General features: G+C 58.5%; 21 protein-coding genes and 1 pseudogene. 20 read left to right on the top strand and 2 right to left on the bottom strand.

Annotation, left to right across the window (positions count from 1 at the left end):
* Positions 1 to 9: 9 nt before the first annotated feature.
* The 6 genes from leuS (at position 10) to DXX99_RS02415 (ending at position 5,226) form a co-directional block, all read left to right on the top strand.
* Positions 10 to 2,484: a leucine--tRNA ligase gene (gene leuS / locus DXX99_RS02435; protein WP_115791934.1), complete on the top strand. Its 2,475-nt coding sequence runs from the start codon at positions 10 to 12 to the stop codon at positions 2,482 to 2,484.
* Positions 2,485 to 2,554: 70 nt separating this feature from the next.
* On the top strand, positions 2,555 to 2,986 hold the full coding sequence (locus tag DXX99_RS02430) for a universal stress protein (RefSeq protein ID WP_115791933.1): 432 nt from the start codon (positions 2,555 to 2,557) through the stop codon (positions 2,984 to 2,986).
* Positions 2,987 to 3,135: 149 nt separating this feature from the next.
* Positions 3,136 to 3,462 carry a hypothetical protein gene (locus DXX99_RS02425; RefSeq protein WP_115791932.1) on the top strand — a complete coding sequence of 109 codons (327 nt, stop codon included), beginning with the start codon at positions 3,136 to 3,138 and terminating at the stop codon, positions 3,460 to 3,462.
* Positions 3,463 to 3,553: 91 nt separating this feature from the next.
* Positions 3,554 to 3,724 carry a hypothetical protein gene (locus tag DXX99_RS11425; RefSeq protein ID WP_165847670.1) on the top strand — a complete coding sequence of 57 codons (171 nt, stop codon included), beginning with the start codon at positions 3,554 to 3,556 and terminating at the stop codon, positions 3,722 to 3,724.
* Positions 3,725 to 3,897: 173 nt separating this feature from the next.
* The gene (locus DXX99_RS02420; protein ID WP_115791931.1) at positions 3,898 to 4,140 is read left to right on the top strand and encodes a hypothetical protein; all 243 of its coding nucleotides are present in this window, start codon (positions 3,898 to 3,900) and stop codon (positions 4,138 to 4,140) included.
* Positions 4,141 to 4,155: 15 nt separating this feature from the next.
* A complete protein-coding gene (locus tag DXX99_RS02415; protein ID WP_115791930.1) occupies positions 4,156 to 5,226 on the top strand; it encodes a sulfite exporter TauE/SafE family protein in 1,071 nt (356 codons plus the stop codon).
* Positions 5,227 to 5,282: 56 nt separating this feature from the next.
* Here DXX99_RS02415 and DXX99_RS02410 read toward each other — a convergent pair whose 3' ends face one another.
* Positions 5,283 to 6,566 (bottom strand): phenylacetate--CoA ligase family protein, encoded by a 1,284-nt coding sequence (locus DXX99_RS02410; RefSeq protein ID WP_115791929.1) that lies wholly within the window; start codon positions 6,564 to 6,566, stop codon positions 5,283 to 5,285.
* Between the two features lie 210 nt (positions 6,567 to 6,776).
* Here DXX99_RS02410 and DXX99_RS02405 point away from each other — a divergent pair, with 210 nt between their 5' ends.
* On the top strand, positions 6,777 to 7,436 hold the full coding sequence (locus DXX99_RS02405) for a YkgJ family cysteine cluster protein (RefSeq protein ID WP_115791928.1): 660 nt from the start codon (positions 6,777 to 6,779) through the stop codon (positions 7,434 to 7,436).
* On the top strand, positions 7,433 to 7,711 hold the full coding sequence (locus DXX99_RS02400) for an acylphosphatase (RefSeq protein WP_115791927.1): 279 nt from the start codon (positions 7,433 to 7,435) through the stop codon (positions 7,709 to 7,711). The genes DXX99_RS02405 and DXX99_RS02400 overlap by 4 nt, the downstream gene beginning before the upstream one ends.
* Here DXX99_RS02400 and DXX99_RS02395 read toward each other — a convergent pair.
* Positions 7,695 to 8,270: an MFS transporter gene (locus tag DXX99_RS02395; protein ID WP_165847669.1), complete on the bottom strand. Its 576-nt coding sequence runs from the start codon at positions 8,268 to 8,270 to the stop codon at positions 7,695 to 7,697. The genes DXX99_RS02400 and DXX99_RS02395 overlap by 17 nt on opposite strands.
* Before the next feature lie 73 nt (positions 8,271 to 8,343).
* Between DXX99_RS02395 and DXX99_RS02390 the strand changes: the two genes are divergently transcribed.
* From DXX99_RS02390 to DXX99_RS02340, 12 genes and pseudogenes are all read left to right on the top strand, one after another.
* The gene (locus DXX99_RS02390; protein ID WP_240610795.1) at positions 8,344 to 9,399 is read left to right on the top strand and encodes an RMD1 family protein; all 1,056 of its coding nucleotides are present in this window, start codon (positions 8,344 to 8,346) and stop codon (positions 9,397 to 9,399) included.
* An 18-nt stretch (positions 9,400 to 9,417) separates the two neighbouring features.
* Complete coding sequence (locus DXX99_RS02385; protein WP_115791924.1) at positions 9,418 to 10,242, top strand: MBL fold metallo-hydrolase; 825 nt, start codon at positions 9,418 to 9,420, stop codon at positions 10,240 to 10,242.
* Entirely contained in the window at positions 10,242 to 11,972 is a 1,731-nt protein-coding gene (polX, locus tag DXX99_RS02380; protein ID WP_115791923.1) for a DNA polymerase/3'-5' exonuclease PolX, read from the top strand. The genes DXX99_RS02385 and polX overlap by 1 nt, the downstream gene beginning before the upstream one ends.
* A gap of 8 nt (positions 11,973 to 11,980) precedes the next feature.
* Positions 11,981 to 12,565 (top strand): hypothetical protein, encoded by a 585-nt coding sequence (locus tag DXX99_RS02375; protein ID WP_115791922.1) that lies wholly within the window; start codon positions 11,981 to 11,983, stop codon positions 12,563 to 12,565.
* A gap of 3 nt (positions 12,566 to 12,568) precedes the next feature.
* Positions 12,569 to 13,213 (top strand): DUF502 domain-containing protein, encoded by a 645-nt coding sequence (locus DXX99_RS02370; RefSeq protein WP_240610784.1) that lies wholly within the window; start codon positions 12,569 to 12,571, stop codon positions 13,211 to 13,213.
* On the top strand, positions 13,194 to 14,255 hold the full coding sequence (locus DXX99_RS02365) for an MFS transporter (protein WP_115791920.1): 1,062 nt from the start codon (positions 13,194 to 13,196) through the stop codon (positions 14,253 to 14,255). The genes DXX99_RS02370 and DXX99_RS02365 overlap by 20 nt, the downstream gene beginning before the upstream one ends.
* An 89-nt stretch (positions 14,256 to 14,344) precedes the next feature.
* Positions 14,345 to 15,790 carry a nickel-dependent hydrogenase large subunit gene (locus tag DXX99_RS02360; RefSeq protein WP_115791919.1) on the top strand — a complete coding sequence of 482 codons (1,446 nt, stop codon included), beginning with the start codon at positions 14,345 to 14,347 and terminating at the stop codon, positions 15,788 to 15,790.
* Positions 15,791 to 15,914: 124 nt separating this feature from the next.
* Positions 15,915 to 16,271, top strand: coding sequence for a hypothetical protein (locus DXX99_RS02355; RefSeq protein ID WP_165847668.1), 357 nt, complete (start codon positions 15,915 to 15,917; stop codon positions 16,269 to 16,271).
* 259 nt (positions 16,272 to 16,530) lie between these two features.
* Positions 16,531 to 17,037 (top strand): DUF3842 family protein, encoded by a 507-nt coding sequence (locus DXX99_RS02350; protein WP_115791917.1) that lies wholly within the window; start codon positions 16,531 to 16,533, stop codon positions 17,035 to 17,037.
* Positions 17,038 to 17,086: 49 nt separating this feature from the next.
* A pseudogene (locus tag DXX99_RS11835) lies at positions 17,087 to 17,494 on the top strand (hydrogenase iron-sulfur subunit); the annotation flags it as partial.
* A gap of 93 nt (positions 17,495 to 17,587) precedes the next feature.
* Positions 17,588 to 17,908 (top strand): NADH-ubiquinone oxidoreductase-F iron-sulfur binding region domain-containing protein, encoded by a 321-nt coding sequence (locus DXX99_RS11830; protein WP_276308325.1) that lies wholly within the window; start codon positions 17,588 to 17,590, stop codon positions 17,906 to 17,908.
* 10 nt (positions 17,909 to 17,918) lie between these two features.
* Positions 17,919 to 18,609 (top strand): 2Fe-2S iron-sulfur cluster-binding protein (locus DXX99_RS02340; protein ID WP_115791915.1); only part of this gene is annotated, 691 nt, incomplete at its 3' end.

The following is an 18,609-nucleotide window of genomic DNA, read 5'->3' as shown; positions in this document are numbered from 1 at the left end:
AGTGAAGAGGTGGCCGAAAGATACCCCTTTCACGCGGTAGAGAAGAAGTGGCGCCGCCGCTGGGAGGAAGAAGACCTGTACGCCGTACCCGACTTTGAAGATAAGCCCAAGTACTACTGCCTGGAGATGTTCCCTTATCCCTCGGGCAAGCTGCATATGGGGCACGTGCGCAACTACGCTATAGGGGATGTAATTGCCCGTTTTAAGCGTATGCAGGGGTATTCTGTGCTCCACCCCATGGGGTGGGACGCCTTCGGTCTCCCGGCCGAGAACGCGGCGATCAAGCACGGTATTCACCCCCACGACTGGACCTGGCAGAACATAAGCTTCATGCGGGAGCAGCTGAAGCAGCTGGGCTTCAGCTACGACTGGCACCGCGAAATTGCCACCTGCCACCCTGACTACTACCGCTGGACCCAGTGGTTGTTCCTCCAGTTTTTCCACCGGGGCTTGGCCTACCGCAAAAAAGCTCCGGTCAACTGGTGCCCTTCCTGCGCCACCGTTCTGGCCAATGAGCAGGTGGTAGGAGGGGTGTGTGAGCGCTGCAAGACGCCGGTGGTTCCCAGGGAGCTGGAGCAGTGGTTTCTCCGGATCACCGCCTACGCCGAGCGCCTGCTTCAGGATCTAGATAAGCTTACGGGCTGGCCCGAAAAGGTAAAAGTGATGCAGCGCAACTGGATCGGCAAAAGCGAAGGGGCGCTCATCAACTTCCCCGTCGTGGGGAGAGAAGAAGGGATAACGGTCTTCACCACCCGCCCGGACACGCTTTACGGTGTGACCTACCTAGTGCTGGCGCCGGAGCATCCGCTGGTGATGGAACTGGCCGCCGAGGACCGGCGGGAAGAGGTCGGCTGTTTTGTGGAGAGGGCTCGCCTCCTTCCGGCCCTCAGCCGCACCGCAGGGGAGCAGGAGAAGGAGGGTCTTTTCTTAGGAGCCTTCTGCCGGCATCCTTTGACCGGCGAGGATATTCCTATCTACGTGGCCAACTACGTGCTCATGGAGTACGGCACGGGTGCGGTGATGGGGGTTCCAGCTCACGACCAGCGTGACTTCGAGTTCGCCCGGAAATTCGGCCTTCCCATAAAAGTGGTCATCCAGCCTCCCGGGGAAGTACTAGACCCGGATACCATGACCGCTGCCTACGTGGATGAGGGGGTTCTGGTGAACTCCGGTCCCTTCGACGGGAAGCCTAACCTCCAGGCCATGGGGGAAATTGTGGCTTACTTAGAGGAAAAGGGGTTAGGGAAAAGGCAGGTCACCTACCGACTGCGCGACTGGCTGATCTCGCGGCAGCGCTACTGGGGAGCGCCTATACCTATCGTTTACTGCGACCAGTGCGGGATCGTGCCGGTCCCCGAAGAGCAGCTGCCGGTGCTTCTTCCTTATAACGTGGCTTTCAAACCCACAGGAGAGTCTCCCTTGAAGGACTGCCCAGAGTTCGTCAACACCACTTGTCCGCGCTGTGGGGCTCCGGCGCGGCGGGAGACGGACACCATGGACACCTTCATCTGCTCCTCCTGGTACTACTTCCGCTACACTAGCCCCAAGGAGGACAAGGCGCCCTGGGACAAGGCCAAGGTAAATTACTGGTTGCCAGTAGACCAGTACATCGGTGGGGTGGAGCACGCCATCCTGCACCTGCTTTATTCCCGCTTTTTCACCAAGTTCCTCTACGACATCGGCTTGGTGAGCTGCGATGAGCCCTTTACCAACCTGCTCACTCAGGGGATGGTGCTGAAGGACGGGGCCAAGATGTCGAAGTCCAAAGGGAATATAGTGAGCCCCGAAGAGATAGTTGAGCACTACGGGGCGGATACTACCCGGCTCTTCATTCTCTTTGCCGCCCCGCCGGAGAGGGATTTGGAGTGGAGCGATGAAGGAGTGGAGGGGTGCGCCCGGTTTCTCAACCGGGTCTGGCGCTTAGTGCGTTCCCTCATCCCGGTGGTGCAGGGAGCAGGAGAGCCGGCCGAGAGCTTGAGCCCCCCCAACCGGGAGCTGCGCCGCCTCACCCACCGCACCGTAGAGCGTGTCACCAAGGACATAGAAGAGTTCGGGCTCAACACGGCTGTCAGCGCCATCATGGAGTTCACCAACGGACTGGCCCGCTACTGCGAAGAGGTGAAGCCGGAGGAGCGCGATCCCGGGACCTTGCGCGAGGCGGTGGAGACGCTCATTCTACTGCTTGCCCCCTTCGCTCCCTATATGGCGGAGGAGCTGTGGGAGCAGCTGGGTAAGAAGGAAAGCGTGCACCGGCAAGCGTGGCCGCCTTACGATCCTAAACTTGTGGTGGCCGATCAGATAGAAGTAGTGATCCAGATTAACGGCAAGGTGCGGGGCAAGGTACTGGTGGCGGCTACGGCCACGCCGGCGGAGATGGAAGAGGCGGCCCGCCGCGAACCCCGCATAGAGCAACTGCTAGCCGGCAAGGAGGTCCGGAAGGTCATCACCGTTCCCGGCAAGTTGGTGAACTTTGTAGTGGGCTAGCCCTCCGGCAGGGGCTGGCCTTAATTTTGCAAAGGACTCTTCAACTCCTAAGCGAGGGGGTAAGGGAAGGGTGTTCAGGAGGGTCTTGGTGGCTATCGACGGCTCGGAGCATTGTTACCAGGCTTTGCGGCGGGCGCTGGAAGTATTGAAGTTTTCTCCTCTAACCCAGGTGGCGGTGGTGGAAGTCGTACCGCCGGTTGACCCCAGCATAGAGTACGTGCCTTGGGTGACCCCGCAGCAGCTGGAGGAAGCGGCGCGGAAAAGGGCGGCGCAGGATCTGGAGAAGGCGCTGGCCATCCTCCGGGAGGCGGGGATAGAAGGGACATCAGTCATCCGAGTGGGCAATCCGGCGGAAGAGATTGTGGCCCTGGCGCGCGAGGGGAATTACGAGCTCATTGTGATGGGACGCCGGGGAACCAATCCTCTGAAAGAGCTACTTTTGGGAGGGGTAAGTCAGCGGGTGCTGCAGCTTTCCCCCGTGCCGGTCTTTCTGGGTAAGTAGGTGCGCAAGGACTTGCACAGGTGAGAAAAATATTTCTCACTTTTATTAAAAGCGTTGCCCGAAAAGCAACGCTTTTTTGTTTGTGGGGGGTGGCACGGGATTTGCATTGGTATAGGGAGTGAAAGGGATACGGAAGAGGGCGCTTGTTGATGGAGATGCGAGTGGGCAAGTCGACCAAGGGGAAAAAGGTAATGGTAGTAGCTTTACTGGTGCTCATGGCGCTTCTCTTCCTACGCTCTACCATCCTACGGGTAGAGGAGGTGGTAGCCCCCTCGCCCGGTAGCTCAGGGCTTCCGGCGGTGACCTTAGGATTCTTGGTTCTCTTTCTGGCTGGAGTATGCTATGGTCTCTGGGTTTTGCTGGTAGAGCACTACCTGGCCTTCTCGCTGGCACGCGAGTGGCTGTTGGAAACCTTAAGGGAGCTAGAAATTCCTTCTGCTAATAGGCAAAAGGAACGCAAGCAGGTTGAAAAGTAGTAGCGCCTCTACTGTGGTAGTATGGTGAGCCAAGATTTCGGCTTGCCATACCCACCTCTTCTTAAAAATTTCTCAAAAGGGGATGAGGGTTATGGCCAAGGCAGTGGCGGGGAGCAAAGAAGTGCGGGTTTCTTGCCTCGAAGGGTTGGCGCGGAAGTTGGACCTGTCAGTTACCGATTTGTGGATCCTGGCCCTGACGGCCGTTTCTCTGGGCATACTCTATTGCATCGGGGAGGTGGCAGCTAGGCTGGGAGGAGCTTAAAGGCTTAAAGAACTCGAGCGGCGGCGTGAAGTTGGTAAAGAGTCTACTTAAAGCACCTTTGATATATGTGGCAGTGGTTCCTTCAATTTCTTGCCGCGATAGTGATTGTGAGTACTTTGTGTTAAGTCCAGCACCTTGCTTTTAAACCGGCTAATTGGTGAGGAGGGGTTAATATGAACGGTAAGCAGAATGGGCGCAAGAAGCCCTGGGGAGCGCTTTTACTGTGGGGAGCGCTGTCGCTGGGACTTTACGCGGTGGTCTTCCTCAAAGGGGATGCGGTGCAGGGGTTCATCGCGGAAGGCGGCGTAGGTAAAGCGGCGATAGTGGTGGCGGTGGCGATTATCTTCTCCCTAGTGCATGGCAACTTTACCGGGGCTTTCTTCGAAGCTCTGGGCATCCGGGCCAAAGGCCGTTAAAGAGGGGGTGAATGTATGGGGCCTAAGGAAGTTCTGGAGCTTACCCCCTTCATGCTAGTCTTCCTCCCCACGCTGGGTTTCCTGGGGGGACTGCTTAGCGGATTTATCGGCTCGGGTGGAGCCTTTGTGCTTACGCCCGGCATGATGAGCGCGGGCGTTCCTGGAGCGGTGGCCGTAGCCAGCAACATGTGTCACAAGTTCCCCAAGGCGCTGGTCGGAGCCATGAAGCGGGCCAAGTTGGGTCACGTGGACGTGTTCCTTGGGCTGGTTATGGGCCTCTCGGCCACGGCGGGAGTGCAAGTGGGAGTCAAGATTCAGAAGTGGATCAATCAGGTATGGGGGGCGGCTGGCTCTAACCTCTACGTCAGCACTATCTTCGTGCTGGTGCTGTTGACTGTAGGGCTCATCGTGCTACGCGATGCCTACCGGAGCAAGAACCAGCAGGTAGTGGTAGTCGAGCCGGGCAAGCTGGCCCAAAAGGTGCAGAAGTTCCGCATCCCGCCCATGCTCAGCTTCCCGGTAGCCAAGTCGAAGGTCAGCTTTTGGATCACCGTGCCCTTGGGATTCGCCACTGGCTTGCTGGCCGCCACCATAGCTGTAGGCGGGTTCATCGGCGTGCCTGCCATGATGTACATCCTGGGTGCCTCGAGCTTCGTGGCCAGCGGTACGGAGTTGGTGATCGCCTTTGTCATGGGGCTAACAGGCACCCTGAGCTGGGCCTACAGCGGCTATGTGGATCTCAGACTGGCGCTTTTGATCCTGTTTGGTTCCCTCTTCGGCGTACAGCTCGGTGCTATCGGGACGAGCTATGTGAAAGACTACATGATCAAGTTGGTTATGGCACTGGTTATGCTCATCGTCATGGTGAGCCGGCTGGTGAGCATACCCGTGTACCTGCGCGATCTGGGTAAGCTGGCCCTTGCTCCCTCCACGGCCGAGCTTCTCAAGAATCTCAGCTTCGCCATCATGTGCCTGGCGCTGGTAGTTAGCGGGGTTATCATCCTGGGAGCCATAGCTAAGGGTAGGCGGGCTGCCCGCACCGAGGAACTCCGGGGAATCTCGGTGGAGGTGCCGCAGCAGCCTTAAGGGCTCACCTCGCAAGAGGTTAAAACCCACCCTAACGGGGGTGGGTTTTTTATTTCTCAGTCTTCCCGGTAATCAAAGATGCGCTTGGTTTTCTTTTCGCTGCGGGGGAGGCTTCCCAGAGGCACCACTTCTACTTCTACCGTGACCCCAATGCGGCTTTTCACCGCCTGGCGACAGCTTTCTGCCACTCTTTCCGGTGCGTAGCCCGGCAGGCCTTCTATCTTGATGAGCATCTTATCCCGCACCCCTTCCCGGGTGAGGATCACCTGGTACTCACTCCCCGTGCCTTCCACTTCCCGTAGTACCCCATCCAGCTGACCGGGGTAGATGTTGACTCCCTTGATCTTGATGCGATCATCGGTGCGCCCCTTTATGCGGTCGATAAGGGGGAAAGGAGAACCGCAGGGGCAGATGAAGGGCAAGAGACGGGTGAGATCGTGCGTGCGGTAGCGTATAAGGGGCAGGCCCTCTTTGGTTAAAGTAGTTATGACCAGCTCTCCCTCTTCTCCTGGCGGGAGGGGGGTCCCCTTTTCGGGGTCGATGATTTCGAAGAAGAGGTGATCCGACCAGTAGTGCAAGCCCAGGTGGTAAGGGCAGTCTATGGCTATGCCAGGCCCGTAGACCTCGGTGAGCCCGTAAATGTCGAAGGTTTCAATGCCCAGCCCTTCGGCTATGAAACGGCGCATCTTTTCGCTCCAGCGCTCCGAGCCGAAGATCCCTATGCGCAGGGCTATCTTACCCTTGAGCCCCCTTTTGCTCACCTCCTCCGCCAGTAGCAGCCCGTAGGAGGAGGTTCCTATGAGGACTGTGGTCTTGAGATCGAGCATCATCTCGATCTGTTTCGGGGTATTCCCAGGGCCGGTGGGAACGGCCATGGCCCCCAGGCGCTCCACCCCGGCCTGAAAGCCGATGCCGGCGGTCCAGAGGCCGTACCCCGGAGTTATCTGCACCCGGTCCTGACGCTTCACCCCCGCCATCTTAAGGCAGCGAACCATCATTTCGGTCCAGACCTCGACGTCCTGGCGGGTGTAGGGGATAATCACCGGCTTGCCGGTGGTACCGGAGGAAGAGTGTATGCGCACCACTTCTTCTTCCGGGGCGGCCATGAGCTCCAAAGGATAGCCAGCGCGGAGCTCAGCCTTGGTGGTAAAGGGCAGGTGGGCGAAGTCGGCCAAGCTCTGGATTTCCTTGGGCTTGATACCTGCTTGCCGAAACTTTTCCCGGTAAAAGGGGGAACGCTCGTAAGCATACTGCAGACAAGCTTTGAGGCGAGGTAGTTGGCGAGCGTGAAGCGCCTGAAAATCAAAAAGCGGCAACCTTTCCCTCTGCGGCAGGGACATCCCTTACCCAAACCTCCTTATTTGGTGTGGGAGCCTGCCGCGAAGGCGATTTGGGCCACCTCTTGCTCGGCTCGTCTCCGCTCTTCTCGGCTCGGCTCCCCAAAGAAGGTGTGCTCTTTAAAAATTATTACGCCGGGGCCCAACTCCTTTCCTTCCTTTTGAGGATAGGAAGTTAGGCGTTATACTGATTTTAGCAGAGGTGCTGCCCGAATGAAAGTGAAGGTTTCGTCGGTCTTTTTCAGCAACGGTTTAGGATTAGCGGTGGAAGTAGGAGCGGAGGAGGCCACGGTGGAGGACTTCATAGTAGCCCTGGACTCGGCCTGGCGGCACTACCCTTTTACCCGGGTGCGCCGGCCGGGAGCGAAGGATTGCCTGGGTTGCGATGCCTGCTGTGGCGAGCGGGCTCCTCTTACCAGCGTGGATTGTCTCGTCCTCATGCGTTACCTAAAGCTACCTACGCTTGACGCTTTTTTGTCGCGCTACGCCACGGTGGAAGTAAGGGGTCCGGTGGTGGATATCACTCTGAGGCGCCTGCGTGATGGCCGGTGCGTTTTCTTGGACAGGGAGCGCCTGGTCTGCAAGGTCTATGCCGCCCGGCCCTTTGTCTGCCGCACCTTTTTCTGCTGCCCGGCTACTCCCCAATTCTGGGAAGTGCGCGAGGCTATTCTTAACCGGGGCGAAGATGAGTTGGTGCGCTGGTGGCTCACTTCCTCCCGCAGAGTGGATCGCTCTTGGAAGCCCAAGGTGCGGGAGGAAGACTGGCCTCCTACCCCTTTTGCCGGTAAGAAAAGCTACGGGGAAGTGCGGCTCAAAGAGCTGCTGCCCCCTAAGCTCTGGCATTCCATTTTTAAGGGAGGTGTGCGTCGTTGAAGCGGGCCCGCGCGCACGTGATCGTGCACGGTAAGGTGCAGGGAGTCTACTTCCGAGCCTCTACGCTGGAGAAGGCGCGGGAAGAAGGAGTTACCGGCTGGGTGCGTAACCGGCCTGACGGGACGGTGGAAGCAGTGTTTGAAGGGGAGGAGGAGAGGGTCAAGCGCATGGTAGCCTGGTGCTACCAAGGCCCTCCCTGGGCCGAAGTGAAGCGGGTGGAAGTAACCTGGGAGGACTGGCGGGGGGAGTTCACCGATTTCACGATCCGCCGCTAGACTCGGGGGAGCGGCGGGGCTCAGGAACGAGGGAGAGCAGACCGATCCCCAGGAGCAAGAGGCTACCGGCTGCCAGAAAGGTGCACCGGAAACCTAAGTGCTCGGCTATGAAGCCCCCGAAGGAGGGACCGATTATCCAGCCGATGAACCAGGTACGGTCGTACACTCCCATGGCCCAGCCGCGCTCCGCCGGAGGGGCAAGGTCGGCTACCATGGCCGAAGCGGCGGTTCCCAAGGCGGCCCAGGCGGCGCCCTCCACCGCCTGGATTAAAAAAGCCAGCTCGACCTGTCTCATAGAGGCGTAACCCAGGAAGATGGCCAAGAAACCGAGCATGGCTCCCAGGATGACCGGTTTGCGCCCGTACCGATCGGCCAGCCGTCCCAGGTGCGGCCCGGCCAGAGCACCAGCGGTAGCTCCGGTGGTGTAGATGAGCCCGATCTCACCGGTAGAGGCTCCTAGGTGGGAGAAGTAAAGAGCCAGCACGGAGTAGACCATGCCTGAGCAGATCATTACCGGCAATACGGCCAAGGAAAACAGGTAAAGGTGTTTACGTAGCAAAATCTTTCACCTCCCAAGGCGGCTAAGCTAAATTCTAGCACACCGGAAACGGGGAGGTTTTCGCTTGAGGGAAATGCGGGGTTCTTTGTGGTTTTACCGGCTTTATGACGTGGCCCAGGACATAGACCTGGCAGCGGCCGAAAAAATCTTGGCGCTTTATAAGCCCGTTTCGCGCATGCGCCTTTCCAAGGTTCGCCCGCGGGCTCTGGAAATCAAAAACCCTCCCCTGACGGTGGAGCTGGAAGGCACAGAGGTTGCGCTTAACGGCAAGACCTACCGGGTAGCAGCCAGCGCCCGGCTTTACGATTTCGGGGTTTTAAGCATCCTCTTTAAGCTGGAGTTGCCTCCCGACATGAGCTACGAGGAACTGCGGTCCCTGGCCGTGGCGGCTGGCGAAGCCTCTTCTCTTTCTCCCTGGTTTGCCGCCTGCCGCGATGAGCTCATACGGCAACTAAAGCCCGCCCTTACGGGTGATGGATTCACTGGTTTCGTAGAGGATTTTCTCATTTTCTTCTTCCAGGACTGGCCCTGTGATTGGGATCCGGTGCCGCTCCTCCTGGGAGAGGAGGAGCCGATAAGCCAGGCTATGCGGCAGGAGGTGCTCAGAAACCTCTTTTCCTACAGTGACGACCAGATAATCATCACCTGGGACGCCGCCTTCATCTACGATCCCTCTGGCTCCACCGATGTGGCCGATCTCCTGGAATTCGCCAACGCGCAGCTCTTGGAACTCCGCTATTACGATAGCGTACTTGACCGGGAACTGGCGGCCATGTATGATGCACTGGAAGAGGCGGGAAGGGGAGGCTACCGCCGCCTGCGCCAGTACCGCAACATCATGCGGCGGCTGATGGAGTTGATGGTGGAAATCACTGAGGTGACCGGGCGTATTGAGAACGCTTTGAAGGTTACCCAGGACATTTTTTACGTCCGCATTTACACCGCTGCTCTAAAGATTTTCCGGGTGGAGGAGTGGTTGGAGAGCATCGACCGCAAGATGCAGGTGGTGGAGCGCAACTACTCCCTCTTGAGTGACGAACTCATAACCCATCGCTTCATGATGATCGACATCGCTATAGTAGTGCTCATTGCTTTTGAAATCATCTTGTGGCTTTTCACCCTTAAGTAACGCAAAGGGGGTTTAAACATGCGGGTAACGGTGCTGGTGGAAAATAGCGTGGGCAAGCCTCTAGGGCTTACCGGCGAGCACGGGCTCAGTCTGTGGGTGGAGTACGAGGGGCACAAGATTCTTTACGATGCCGGCCAGCGCGGGGCAGTGGTGACCAACGCCCACTTTCTGGGCGTGGATTTGCGGGAGGCGGAAGCCATCGTTTTGAGTCACGGTCACTACGACCACACAGGGGGCCTAAGAGCGGTACTGGAGTATATCGGCAGACGCATCCCCGTCTACGCTCACCCGGACGTCTTCAGCCCCCACCGCGTTTCCTCTCCTGTGGACCGTTATGTGGGCATTCCCTACCGTCGCGAAGAGTTGGAGGCTTTGGGAGCCGAATTTCGCTGGATAAAAGAGCCTTTGGAGCTCTTCCCCGGCCTGTGGCTCAGCGGCGAAGTTCCCCGCCGGACGGAGTTCGAACGGGGGGACGAGCGAATGTACGTGCTGGTGGAGGGAAGAAAAGTTCCTGACCCCCTGGCGGACGATCTTAGCCTTTACCTCAAGACCTCCTCGGGCTTGGCCATACTGGTGGGCTGTGCTCACGCCGGGGTGATCAATATCGTCCAGCACGCCCAGGAGGTTACCGGAGAAAAGAGGGTGGCGGCCATCATTGGCGGCACCCACCTTGGCCCCGTTTCGGAAGAACAGCTGGAGGAGACCATAGAGCGCCTAACCCGGATGGATCTCGACCTTCTGGCGGCCAACCACTGCACAGGCTTGGCCGTGGCGGCGCGGCTCAGGGGGATATTCGGCGCCCGCTTTCGCTTCGGCAGCACCGGCGAGGTGCTGGAGCTTTAATGAGGAACGCTGAGGTGTGCGCCATCTTCCGGGAGATGGCAGCCATCATGGAGATCCTGGGGGAAGACCCCTACCGCATTCGGGCCTACCAGCGGGCGGTACAGAACATCGAGAACCTGCCGGAGGACATAGCGGTCATTGCCGCTCGGGGGGAACTCACCAAGATACCCGGTGTCGGCAAGGAGTTGGCCCGCAAGATAGAGGAGATCTTGGCCACCGGCACCCTCCAGAAGTACGAGGAGCTTAAGCGGAAGGTGCCGCCGGGACTGGTGGAGCTCCTGCGGGTTCCTGGCATTGGTCCCAAGACGGCTAAACTTCTTTACGAGAAGCTGGGAGTCAAGAGCTTGGCGGAGTTGGAGCGGCTGGCCAATGAGGGAAAGCTCAAGGGATTGCCAGGGATCGGAGCCAAAACCGAAGAGAACATTCGGCGGGGGATAGCCCTTCTGCGGGCAGTGGAAGAGCGGCGCCCCTTGGGTCTGGTGCTGCCGCTGGCCCGTACGGTGGCCAATCTGCTCCGCGAAAAAGCGCCGGTAGAACGGGTGGAGCTGGCTGGCAGCATCCGCCGTTTCAAGGAGACCGTAGGGGATGTGGACATTCTGGCCGCCAGCACCCGCCCGGAAGAAGTAATAAAGGTCTTTACTACTTTGCCGTTGGTAGCAGAGGTTCTAGCCCAAGGACCGACCAAGGCCAGCGTGCGCACCGGGGACGGGTTGCAAATCGATTTGCGGGTGGTTCCGCCGGAGAGCTACGGAGCGGCTCTCTGCTACTTTACCGGCTCCAAGGCGCACAACATCCGGGTGCGGGAACTAGCGGTAAAAAAGGGACTTAAGGTGAACGAATACGGGGTCTTTCGGGGAGAGGAGCGGATAGCCGGGGCCACAGAGGAAGAAGTCTACGCCGCTTTAGGGCTCCCCTACATCCCCCCGGAGATAAGAGAGGACTGGGGAGAAATCGAAGCCGCGCTGGAGGGGCGCTTGCCCGTTCTGGTGGAGCTCGGAGACATAAAGGGAGATTTTCACGTGCACTCCAAGTACAGTGACGGGGCGGCCACCCTAGAGGAAATAGCAGCGGAGGCCAGAAGACTGGGGCTGGAATGGGTGGCCGTTTGTGACCACTCCCCCGCCTTGAAGGTGGCGGGGGGACTGGACGTTCCCACCCTCCTGAAGAAGAAAGAGGCGATCGAGCGCTTCAACGCCCAAAGCCCTGATGTGAAGCTGCTGTGCGGGGCTGAGGTGGACATTCTATTGGACGGTAGGCTCGACTACCCCGACGAAATTCTGGCCCAACTCGATGTGGTGGTAGCGGCTATCCACACCGGATTGCGGCAGAGCAAGGAGGTCCAGACCAAGCGCCTGCTGGCGGCCATAGCCAACCCTTACGTGCACGCCATAGCCCACCCCACGGGGCGCCTCCTAGGGGAGCGCGAAGCCTATGAGCTCGACTTGGAAGCCATATTCACCGCCGCCGCCCGCACCGGCACCTGGCTGGAGATAAACGCCTATTACAAGCGGCTGGATCTCAACGACATCAACGCCCGCGCGGCCGCTGCCCGGGGAGTGAAGTTAACCATCGGAACCGATGCTCACCTCCTGGAGCAAATGGAGTTTTTGGAGTTGGGGGTGGGGGTGGCCCGGCGGGCCTGGCTTACCCGGGAACAGGTGATAAACACTTTGAGCTATGAGGAATTACTTGCCCGTTTGCGGGCTAAAAAGAAAAGTATAGGAGTGTGAGGCAAGCCATGGAGAATAAGATAAAAACGGCTTACGAAAAGGCTTTGGAGAGGCTTGAGAAACTCAACCTTGACCAGGTGGACACCGCCAGCCTGGAATACGTGCCGCTGGGCCGCAGCTTAGCCGCCCGCTTTTTGCAGGAGAAGGACTTCGACCTCCTAGGGGCTATCAAAGGGTACATCGGCACCGCAGCCCGTTACGTGCGCGAGGGGGTGGAGGAGACCCTTCTCCAGAACCTCCAATTACCTAGGGACGAGGCTGCGATGGAGACCAACCGGCGGGCCATGGAGGGGCTGCTTCTGCTGAAGGAGAACAAAAACCTTCTCCGGCAGATTTTTAAGGAACTGGAGTACCTCTTTAGCTATTATGCCCAGGCCCGCGAGCACGCTTACCGCAACTTAAAGGAGAACTTTGCAGCTCGCCTGGCTTCGGCCCAGGAGGCCCTGGAGCGCCAGTTGGGAGTGCGGGTCCGCGTAGAGGTGGAGCAACACCCTCTCTTCCAGGAGGAATGGCTGCGTCTAGAAGGGGAGCTCGCCTCCCAGTACGAGAGTATTCTGGCTGAGCAGAAAAGAAAGATCCGGAGCCTTAAGTAGGAGGTGAAGAGGCGGTTCTTTCCTCCGCCCCGCTGGATGAAGCGCAGCCTGCGTAACTATTTGCTCACCGGGGTAGCAGTCCTCCTGCCGGCGGCTGCTACCGTTTTTGTGCTGTGGAAGCTTTTCTCTTTGGTAGACGGTTTTGCCGGCAAGCTGGTGAGCTACTTCACTCCCTACCACATACCCGGGCTGGGAGTAGTAATCACCGTCCTGATCATCTTGCTGGTGGGGGTACTGGCCACCAACGTCATCGGGAAGCGCCTCCTGGCCTATTGGGAAGCGCTGGTTTTCCGGATCCCGCTGGTCAACACGATTTACCGCACGGCGAAGGAAATCGTGGACACCTTCAGCGAGGAGCGCAAGCAGGTCTTCCGCCAGGTAGTGCTGGTGGAATTTCCCCGGCGCGGCAGTTGGGTAGTGGGCTTCCTAGTAGGGGAAGCGGGAGAAAGCTTCCGGGGGGCCACGGGGCAGGAATTGGTGAAAGTACTGATTCCCCACGTGCCGGTACCCATGTCCGGCTTCCTCCTCCTAGTCCCTAAAGAAGAAGTTATCTTCCTCGACCTCTCGGTGGAGGAGGGGCTACGCTTTATGGTCTCCACCGGCATCATAGAGCCCGGCGGTAAACGGGGTGGTAATAACGTTTCCTAGTTTCTTGGGCTTTCTTCTTTATTTGTCTTCTGAGGCTTCGCGGGTTTTTATCCCCTTGCTGACCGAAGAGCTGGGAGGCTCTTCTTTAGCCGTGGGGTTGGTGGGGGGAGCTTACGGATTCACCTACTTTGTAGCTTCCCTCCTCTTCGGCAGGCAGGCTGACCTGCGGGGCCGCCTGTACTTTGTGCGCCTGGGCCTGGCTCTGAGTGCCCTGTGTTTCGCCGCTCAGATGGCGGCCGGCAGCGTACTCTCCCTGGCCTGGCTGCGGGCGGCGGTGGGTTTTTCCCTGGGGGTGGTAACCGGGGCCTTGCTCGTCCTGGCTTACGAAAACCGGGGCGGCGTGGGAAAGTACAGCGCCTGGTGCGCGGCGGGCTGGATCGCCGGCTCCTTCCTGGCAGCGGTTTTGCAGTATTATCGGCTGATTTTCTTGCTAAGCGCCTTGATATGTCTCCTAGCCTTTCTCCTCAGTTGGCGAATTAAAGGAGAGGTTTTGGGGGCAAAAATGAATCATCCTTCCCTCTGGCAGGTGCTCACCCGCCACCACCGGGTCTATTTCCCCTTTTTTCTGCGCCACTTAGGTGCTTCGTCGGTCTGGATTATTTTTCCTCTGTACCTGCAGCATTTGGGCGCCAGCAAGTTCTGGATAGGGATGGCCGTCATGACCAACTATCTGGGACAATCACTGCTCATGGGGGTGGCGGAACGAGGAGATGGGTTCCGCCTTTTCCGGGCGGGCTTGGGCCTTTCCGTGCTTGTCTTCCTCCTCTATCCCCTTCTCTCCTCCTTCTATCAGGTTTACCCGGTGCAACTTTTGCTGGCCGCCGCCTGGTCGGCCCTTTACGTAGGAGCTCTTTCGGTGCTCCTGCGCGAAGGGGAGGGACGGGGCACTGCGGCAGGGGCCCTGATAGGAATGATTAACCTCTGTGGTGCGTTGGGCCCTTTGGTGGGCGGTCTGCTGGCCTACTACTGGGGCTATCGGGCGGTCATGATTTTTGCAGCCCTTCTGAGCCTGGTGGGTCTTTGGTGGTCCTGGAAGCACTGAGGTTATAGCAAAAATTTATTTGACTGTTAACGCAAAGTTATACTATGCTGAGAAAAAAACAAAACCCGGGTAGGGGAGAAGGGGGAAAGATGGCTACGAAGGTCATTGTGGACCCCATGACCCGGATAGAGGGGCATCTGAAGATCGAAGTGGAAGTGGCGAACGGCAAGGTGGTGAACGCCTGGTCTTCGGGAACCCTCTTCCGGGGGATCGAAATCATCCTAAAAGGGCGTGACCCCCGGGACGCCCAGCATGTAGCGCAGCGAATTTGCGGTGTCTGTCCCCTTTCACACGGTATAGCTTCCGTCCTCTGCCTCGACGACGCCTTCCAAGCTCAAGTTCCTTCCAACGGGCGCATCATCCGCAACCTTATCCAAGGAGCCAACTACATCCAATCGCACATCCTGCACTTCTATACCCTGGCTGCCCTAGACTACGTGAAAGGTCCGGATACCTCACCCTTTGTACCCCGCTTCAAGGGGGATTACCGGCTTCCCCCGAAAGTAAACGAACTTTTAGTGCAGCATTACTTAGAGGCGTTCGATGCCCGGCGGAAGGCTCACAAAATGCTGGCCGTGTTCGGGGCGAAGGCACCCCACCCCACCGTCTTCATTCCCGGGGGAGTAACCGAAACGGTGACGGCGGAGAGGGTAGAAAAGTTCCGGGCTTATCTGGAGGAACTCATTCGTTTCATCGATCAAACCTATGTGCCCGACGTAAAGACCGTGGCCGAGTACTACAGCGACTACTGGGATATAGGCAGGGGCTGCCGCAATATGCTGGCCTATGGTGGCTTCCCGCAGGCGGACGGGCAGGCCGGCAGACGCGACCTCTTTTTCAAGCCGGGGGTTTACACTAACGGCAAGTTCGCGCCTTTCGATCCGCAGAAGATAGTGGAGGACGTGAAGTACTCCTGGTACGCCAACGACACTTCCGGGCTCCCGCCGGCCAGAGGCGAGACCGTTCCCCAGCCCCGCAAGGCCGGGGCCTACTCCTGGCTTAAAGCCCCCCGTTACGATGGACTACCGCACGAGGTAGGCCCGCTGGCCCGCTCCTGGATAAACCAGGTGCCGGAAATTCTCTCTTTGGGAGAGAGGGCCTTTTCCGTGCTGGGAAGGCATTATGCCCGGGCTTTAGAGTGCAGCCGGCTGGCCCACGCCATGCTGGACTGGCTGCGCCAGCTTAAAGTAGGCGAACCCGTGTACTTGCCGGCTCAGGTGCCGGAGGAGGCGCACGGCGTGGGACTCACCGAGGCCGCCCGGGGCGCTCTGGGGCACTGGATAGAAATCAAGAACTACCGGATAGCCAACTACCAGGCGGTAGTTCCCACCACCTGGAATGCCAGCCCCAGGGACGACCGGGGGCAGCCCGGACCCATAGAACAAGCATTGATCGGAACTCCGGTGCAAGACCCCGAAAATCCGGTCGAGATTACCCGGGTGGTGCGTTCTTTCGATCCTTGCCTGGCCTGCGCTATCCACTTGCTGGAGCTGCGGGTGTACTCGCGCCGCGGCCCGAGCAGTTTCAGGATTTAAGCCCAAAGCCTTTGTCATCCCCCCTTGCTTTCGCTTGAAGCCGGGAACTTCCCGGCCTTTTTGTCTTCGCGAAAGCGAAAGCGGAATGTTAAACTTAAAGAAAAGCGAAGAATGGGGCGGTAAGGTGGCTTTGGATCTGAAAGAGGCTTTCACCACTTTTCTTTACGGCGAAAGGGTAAAAGGAGCTCTGCTCCTGGCCACTGCGCTTTTAGAACAGGCGCAGCAGCCCGAAATGGGGGAAGGGGGGCGCAGGCTTTACCGGCTTTTTCTAGAACGGGTGCGGCAAGAAGCGCAATTCGCTTACGAGGTAACCGGCCACCCTAAATTCAGAGAAGCGAGCGCCCGGCTGAAGGAGGTGATCTGGGAGCTCCATTTGGGTCGTGCGGAAGAGGCTGCTTGCCGGCTGGGTGAGGCCATAAGCCTGGTGACCACGGCGCTGGCCCAGCCGGGGGCGCGTCTGCAGGAGGAAGGGTTGCTGTAGGGCAAAAAATTTGTGGGACAAGGAAGGAATTCTTGTGGGATCGGCGAATAGATAATTAGCGAAGTTCAAGGAACTGCGAAGGTTCCGCTAAGTATGGGCAAACGAGCGTCTTGAAAAGGTAAGGCCCCTGAATTTTTATAGAAGGTTTATTGGCGGCTACGAAGGCCAAAAGTTCGAGCTCGCTAGGAGCGGGTGGCGTAGTCGCCTTTCTTTTCGCAAGCAGGAAAGACTTTCCTTTTAAGCGAGGAGGATTAAAGTCATGCTGCGCGTGGCGGTTATAGACGGGCAAGGAGGCGGGATTGGGCGGGTAATTGTGGAAAAGCTACGCAAAGCCCTTCCCAAAGAGGAAGTAGAGATAATTGCTCTGGGTACCAACGCCATCGCTACAGCCGAGATGCTGCGGGCGGGGGCCAATGACGGGGCCAGCGGGGAGAACGCTGTAGTTTACAATGCGGAAAGGGTGGACATCATCCTTGGTACCATCGCGGCCGTTATCGCTCATAGCATGTTGGGCGAACTCACGCCTAAGATGGCTGAGGCTGTGGCCAAAAGTCCCGCCAAGAAAATCCTCTTACACTTGAACCGGGCCAATGTGGAGATAGTAGGTTCCTCTACCGAACCCTTACCTCACTTGATCGATATGATGGTAGCTCAGGTGGCAGAGGAGCTCCGGAAGCGAAAGGGAACGGAGATCCAGGATAACTCTCCTTCCGAGAGCTGGCGCCCCAGTTTTGCTCTGGCACGGCGGAAGCTAGCGGAAAGCTGAGCTTTCCCCAGCAAGGGGTTTTGCTTTTAAACAACACTTGTAGAAAGGAGTGAGGTTCTTGTCTTCCTTTGAACCCCGCATCATAGGCTTTCTATGTAACTGGTGCAGCTACGCCGGCGCCGACCTGGCGGGTGTCTCGCGCATCCAGTATCCCCCCAACATCCGCATCATACGGGTCATGTGTTCCGGGCGAGTGGATCCCCGTTTTGTGCTGAAAGCCCTCTTTTCCGGCGCCGATGGGGTGCTGGTAGCTGGCTGCCATCCGGGCGACTGCCACTACGTCAAGGGTAACTATTACGCTCACCGCCGTTTTAACCTCACCAAGCGCCTGGTGGAGCTTTTTGGAATCGAGCCGGAGCGGGTGCGGCTGGAGTGGATCTCGGCGGCAGAGGGAGCGCGCTTCGGCTCGGTAGTCACGGAGTTCACCGAGCAGATAAGGGCTTTGGGCCCCATAAAAGTGGACGAGGTTCCGCCCGACTGGGACGAGTTGGGCAAGGCGGCTTCTGTGCTGGGCTCGGCGGGCAAGGTCTTTTTGGACGAATCGGTTTCCATGGTAGACATAGTCAGGTACTTCATGGAGTACGTGCAACAAGATTCCTGTGCCGAGTGTCGCCCCTGTCCCATAGGTACTAAGTATATACTCGACATACTTAACGATCTAAGAAACGGTGGAGAGATGCCGGATCCCTCCCTGGTGAAAGAATTGGCCCGGACCCTCAAGCAGGGCTCCAAGTGCGGCCTAGGCCGGGTGGCGGGCTTGATAACGGAGAAGCTTTGGGAACGCTTTTACGATGAGTTGGAGGCCTACCGTGCGGGCCAGCCGCCTAAGACGGTAGCTCCTAACCCCGGTTGGCAGACCATTGCTGGATAGGAGGGAGAGCGTGGCTGACGTTCGCTTGACCATCGACGGCTTTTCGGTTACGGTGCCTGAGGGCACGACTATTCTCAAGGCGGCGCGGCAGGTAGGGGTCAAGATCCCCACTCTGTGTTACCTGGAAGGCATCAACGAAGTGGGGGCCTGTCGTATCTGCGTGGTGGAAGTAGAGGGCAGGGAAGAACTGGTTACTTCCTGTAACACGCCGGTGGAGGAAGGGATGGTGGTGCGCACCAACACGCCGGCGGTGCGGGAAGCGCGGCGTATGACCCTGGAGCTCATCTTGGCCAACCACCCCATGGAGTGCCCCACCTGTCCCCGCAACGGCAACTGCGAGCTACAAAGCCTGGCTCAGCAACTCAACATCCGAACTCTCAGGATTCCTGCTCTGCCCCGCAAGGAGCTCCCCCTCGACACCTCTACCGTGGCCATCATCCGCGATCCCAACAAGTGCATCGTTTGCCGGCGTTGCGAGAGCGTGTGTAACAACGTCCAGACGGTAGGCGCTATTGCTTTACAGGGCAAGGGCTTCACTGCCACGGTGGCTCCTGTAGGTGGCCGTTATCTCGACGAGACCAACTGCGTGCAGTGCGGGCAATGCGCTCTGGTCTGTCCGGTGGGAGCCATTTACGAGCGGGACGACACGGACAAGGTCTGGGCGGCCTTGGCCGATCCCACCAAGCACGTGGTGGTGCAGA

The sequence above is a fragment of the Ammonifex thiophilus genome (genome assembly GCF_003368535.1).
Lineage (GTDB): Bacteria > Bacillota > Desulfotomaculia > Desulfotomaculales > Ammonificaceae > Ammonifex > Ammonifex thiophilus.
The sequence above is the reverse complement of the archived record's forward strand: the minus strand, read 5'-3'. Positions and strand labels throughout refer to the sequence as shown.

Bases quoted from the DNA above. Each gene is read 5' to 3' on its own strand.
- DXX99_RS02425 (WP_115791932.1), top strand. From the start codon at position 3,136: ATGGAGATGCGAGTGGGCAAGTCGACCAAGGGGAAAAAGGTAATGGTA.
- DXX99_RS11425 (WP_165847670.1), top strand. From the start codon at position 3,554: ATGGCCAAGGCAGTGGCGGGGAGCAAAGAAGTGCGGGTTTCTTGCCTC.
- DXX99_RS02420 (WP_115791931.1), top strand. From the start codon at position 3,898: ATGAACGGTAAGCAGAATGGGCGCAAGAAGCCCTGGGGAGCGCTTTTA.
- DXX99_RS02415 (WP_115791930.1), top strand. From the start codon at position 4,156: ATGGGGCCTAAGGAAGTTCTGGAGCTTACCCCCTTCATGCTAGTCTTC.
- DXX99_RS02410 (WP_115791929.1), bottom strand. From the start codon at position 6,566: ATGTCCCTGCCGCAGAGGGAAAGGTTGCCGCTTTTTGATTTTCAGGCG.
- DXX99_RS02405 (WP_115791928.1), top strand. From the start codon at position 6,777: ATGAAAGTGAAGGTTTCGTCGGTCTTTTTCAGCAACGGTTTAGGATTA.
- DXX99_RS02390 (WP_240610795.1), top strand. From the start codon at position 8,344: ATGCGGGGTTCTTTGTGGTTTTACCGGCTTTATGACGTGGCCCAGGAC.
- DXX99_RS02385 (WP_115791924.1), top strand. From the start codon at position 9,418: ATGCGGGTAACGGTGCTGGTGGAAAATAGCGTGGGCAAGCCTCTAGGG.
- polX (WP_115791923.1), top strand. From the start codon at position 10,242: ATGAGGAACGCTGAGGTGTGCGCCATCTTCCGGGAGATGGCAGCCATC.
- DXX99_RS02375 (WP_115791922.1), top strand. From the start codon at position 11,981: ATGGAGAATAAGATAAAAACGGCTTACGAAAAGGCTTTGGAGAGGCTT.
- DXX99_RS02360 (WP_115791919.1), top strand. From the start codon at position 14,345: ATGGCTACGAAGGTCATTGTGGACCCCATGACCCGGATAGAGGGGCAT.
- DXX99_RS02350 (WP_115791917.1), top strand. From the start codon at position 16,531: ATGCTGCGCGTGGCGGTTATAGACGGGCAAGGAGGCGGGATTGGGCGG.
- DXX99_RS11830 (WP_276308325.1), top strand. From the start codon at position 17,588: ATGGTAGACATAGTCAGGTACTTCATGGAGTACGTGCAACAAGATTCC.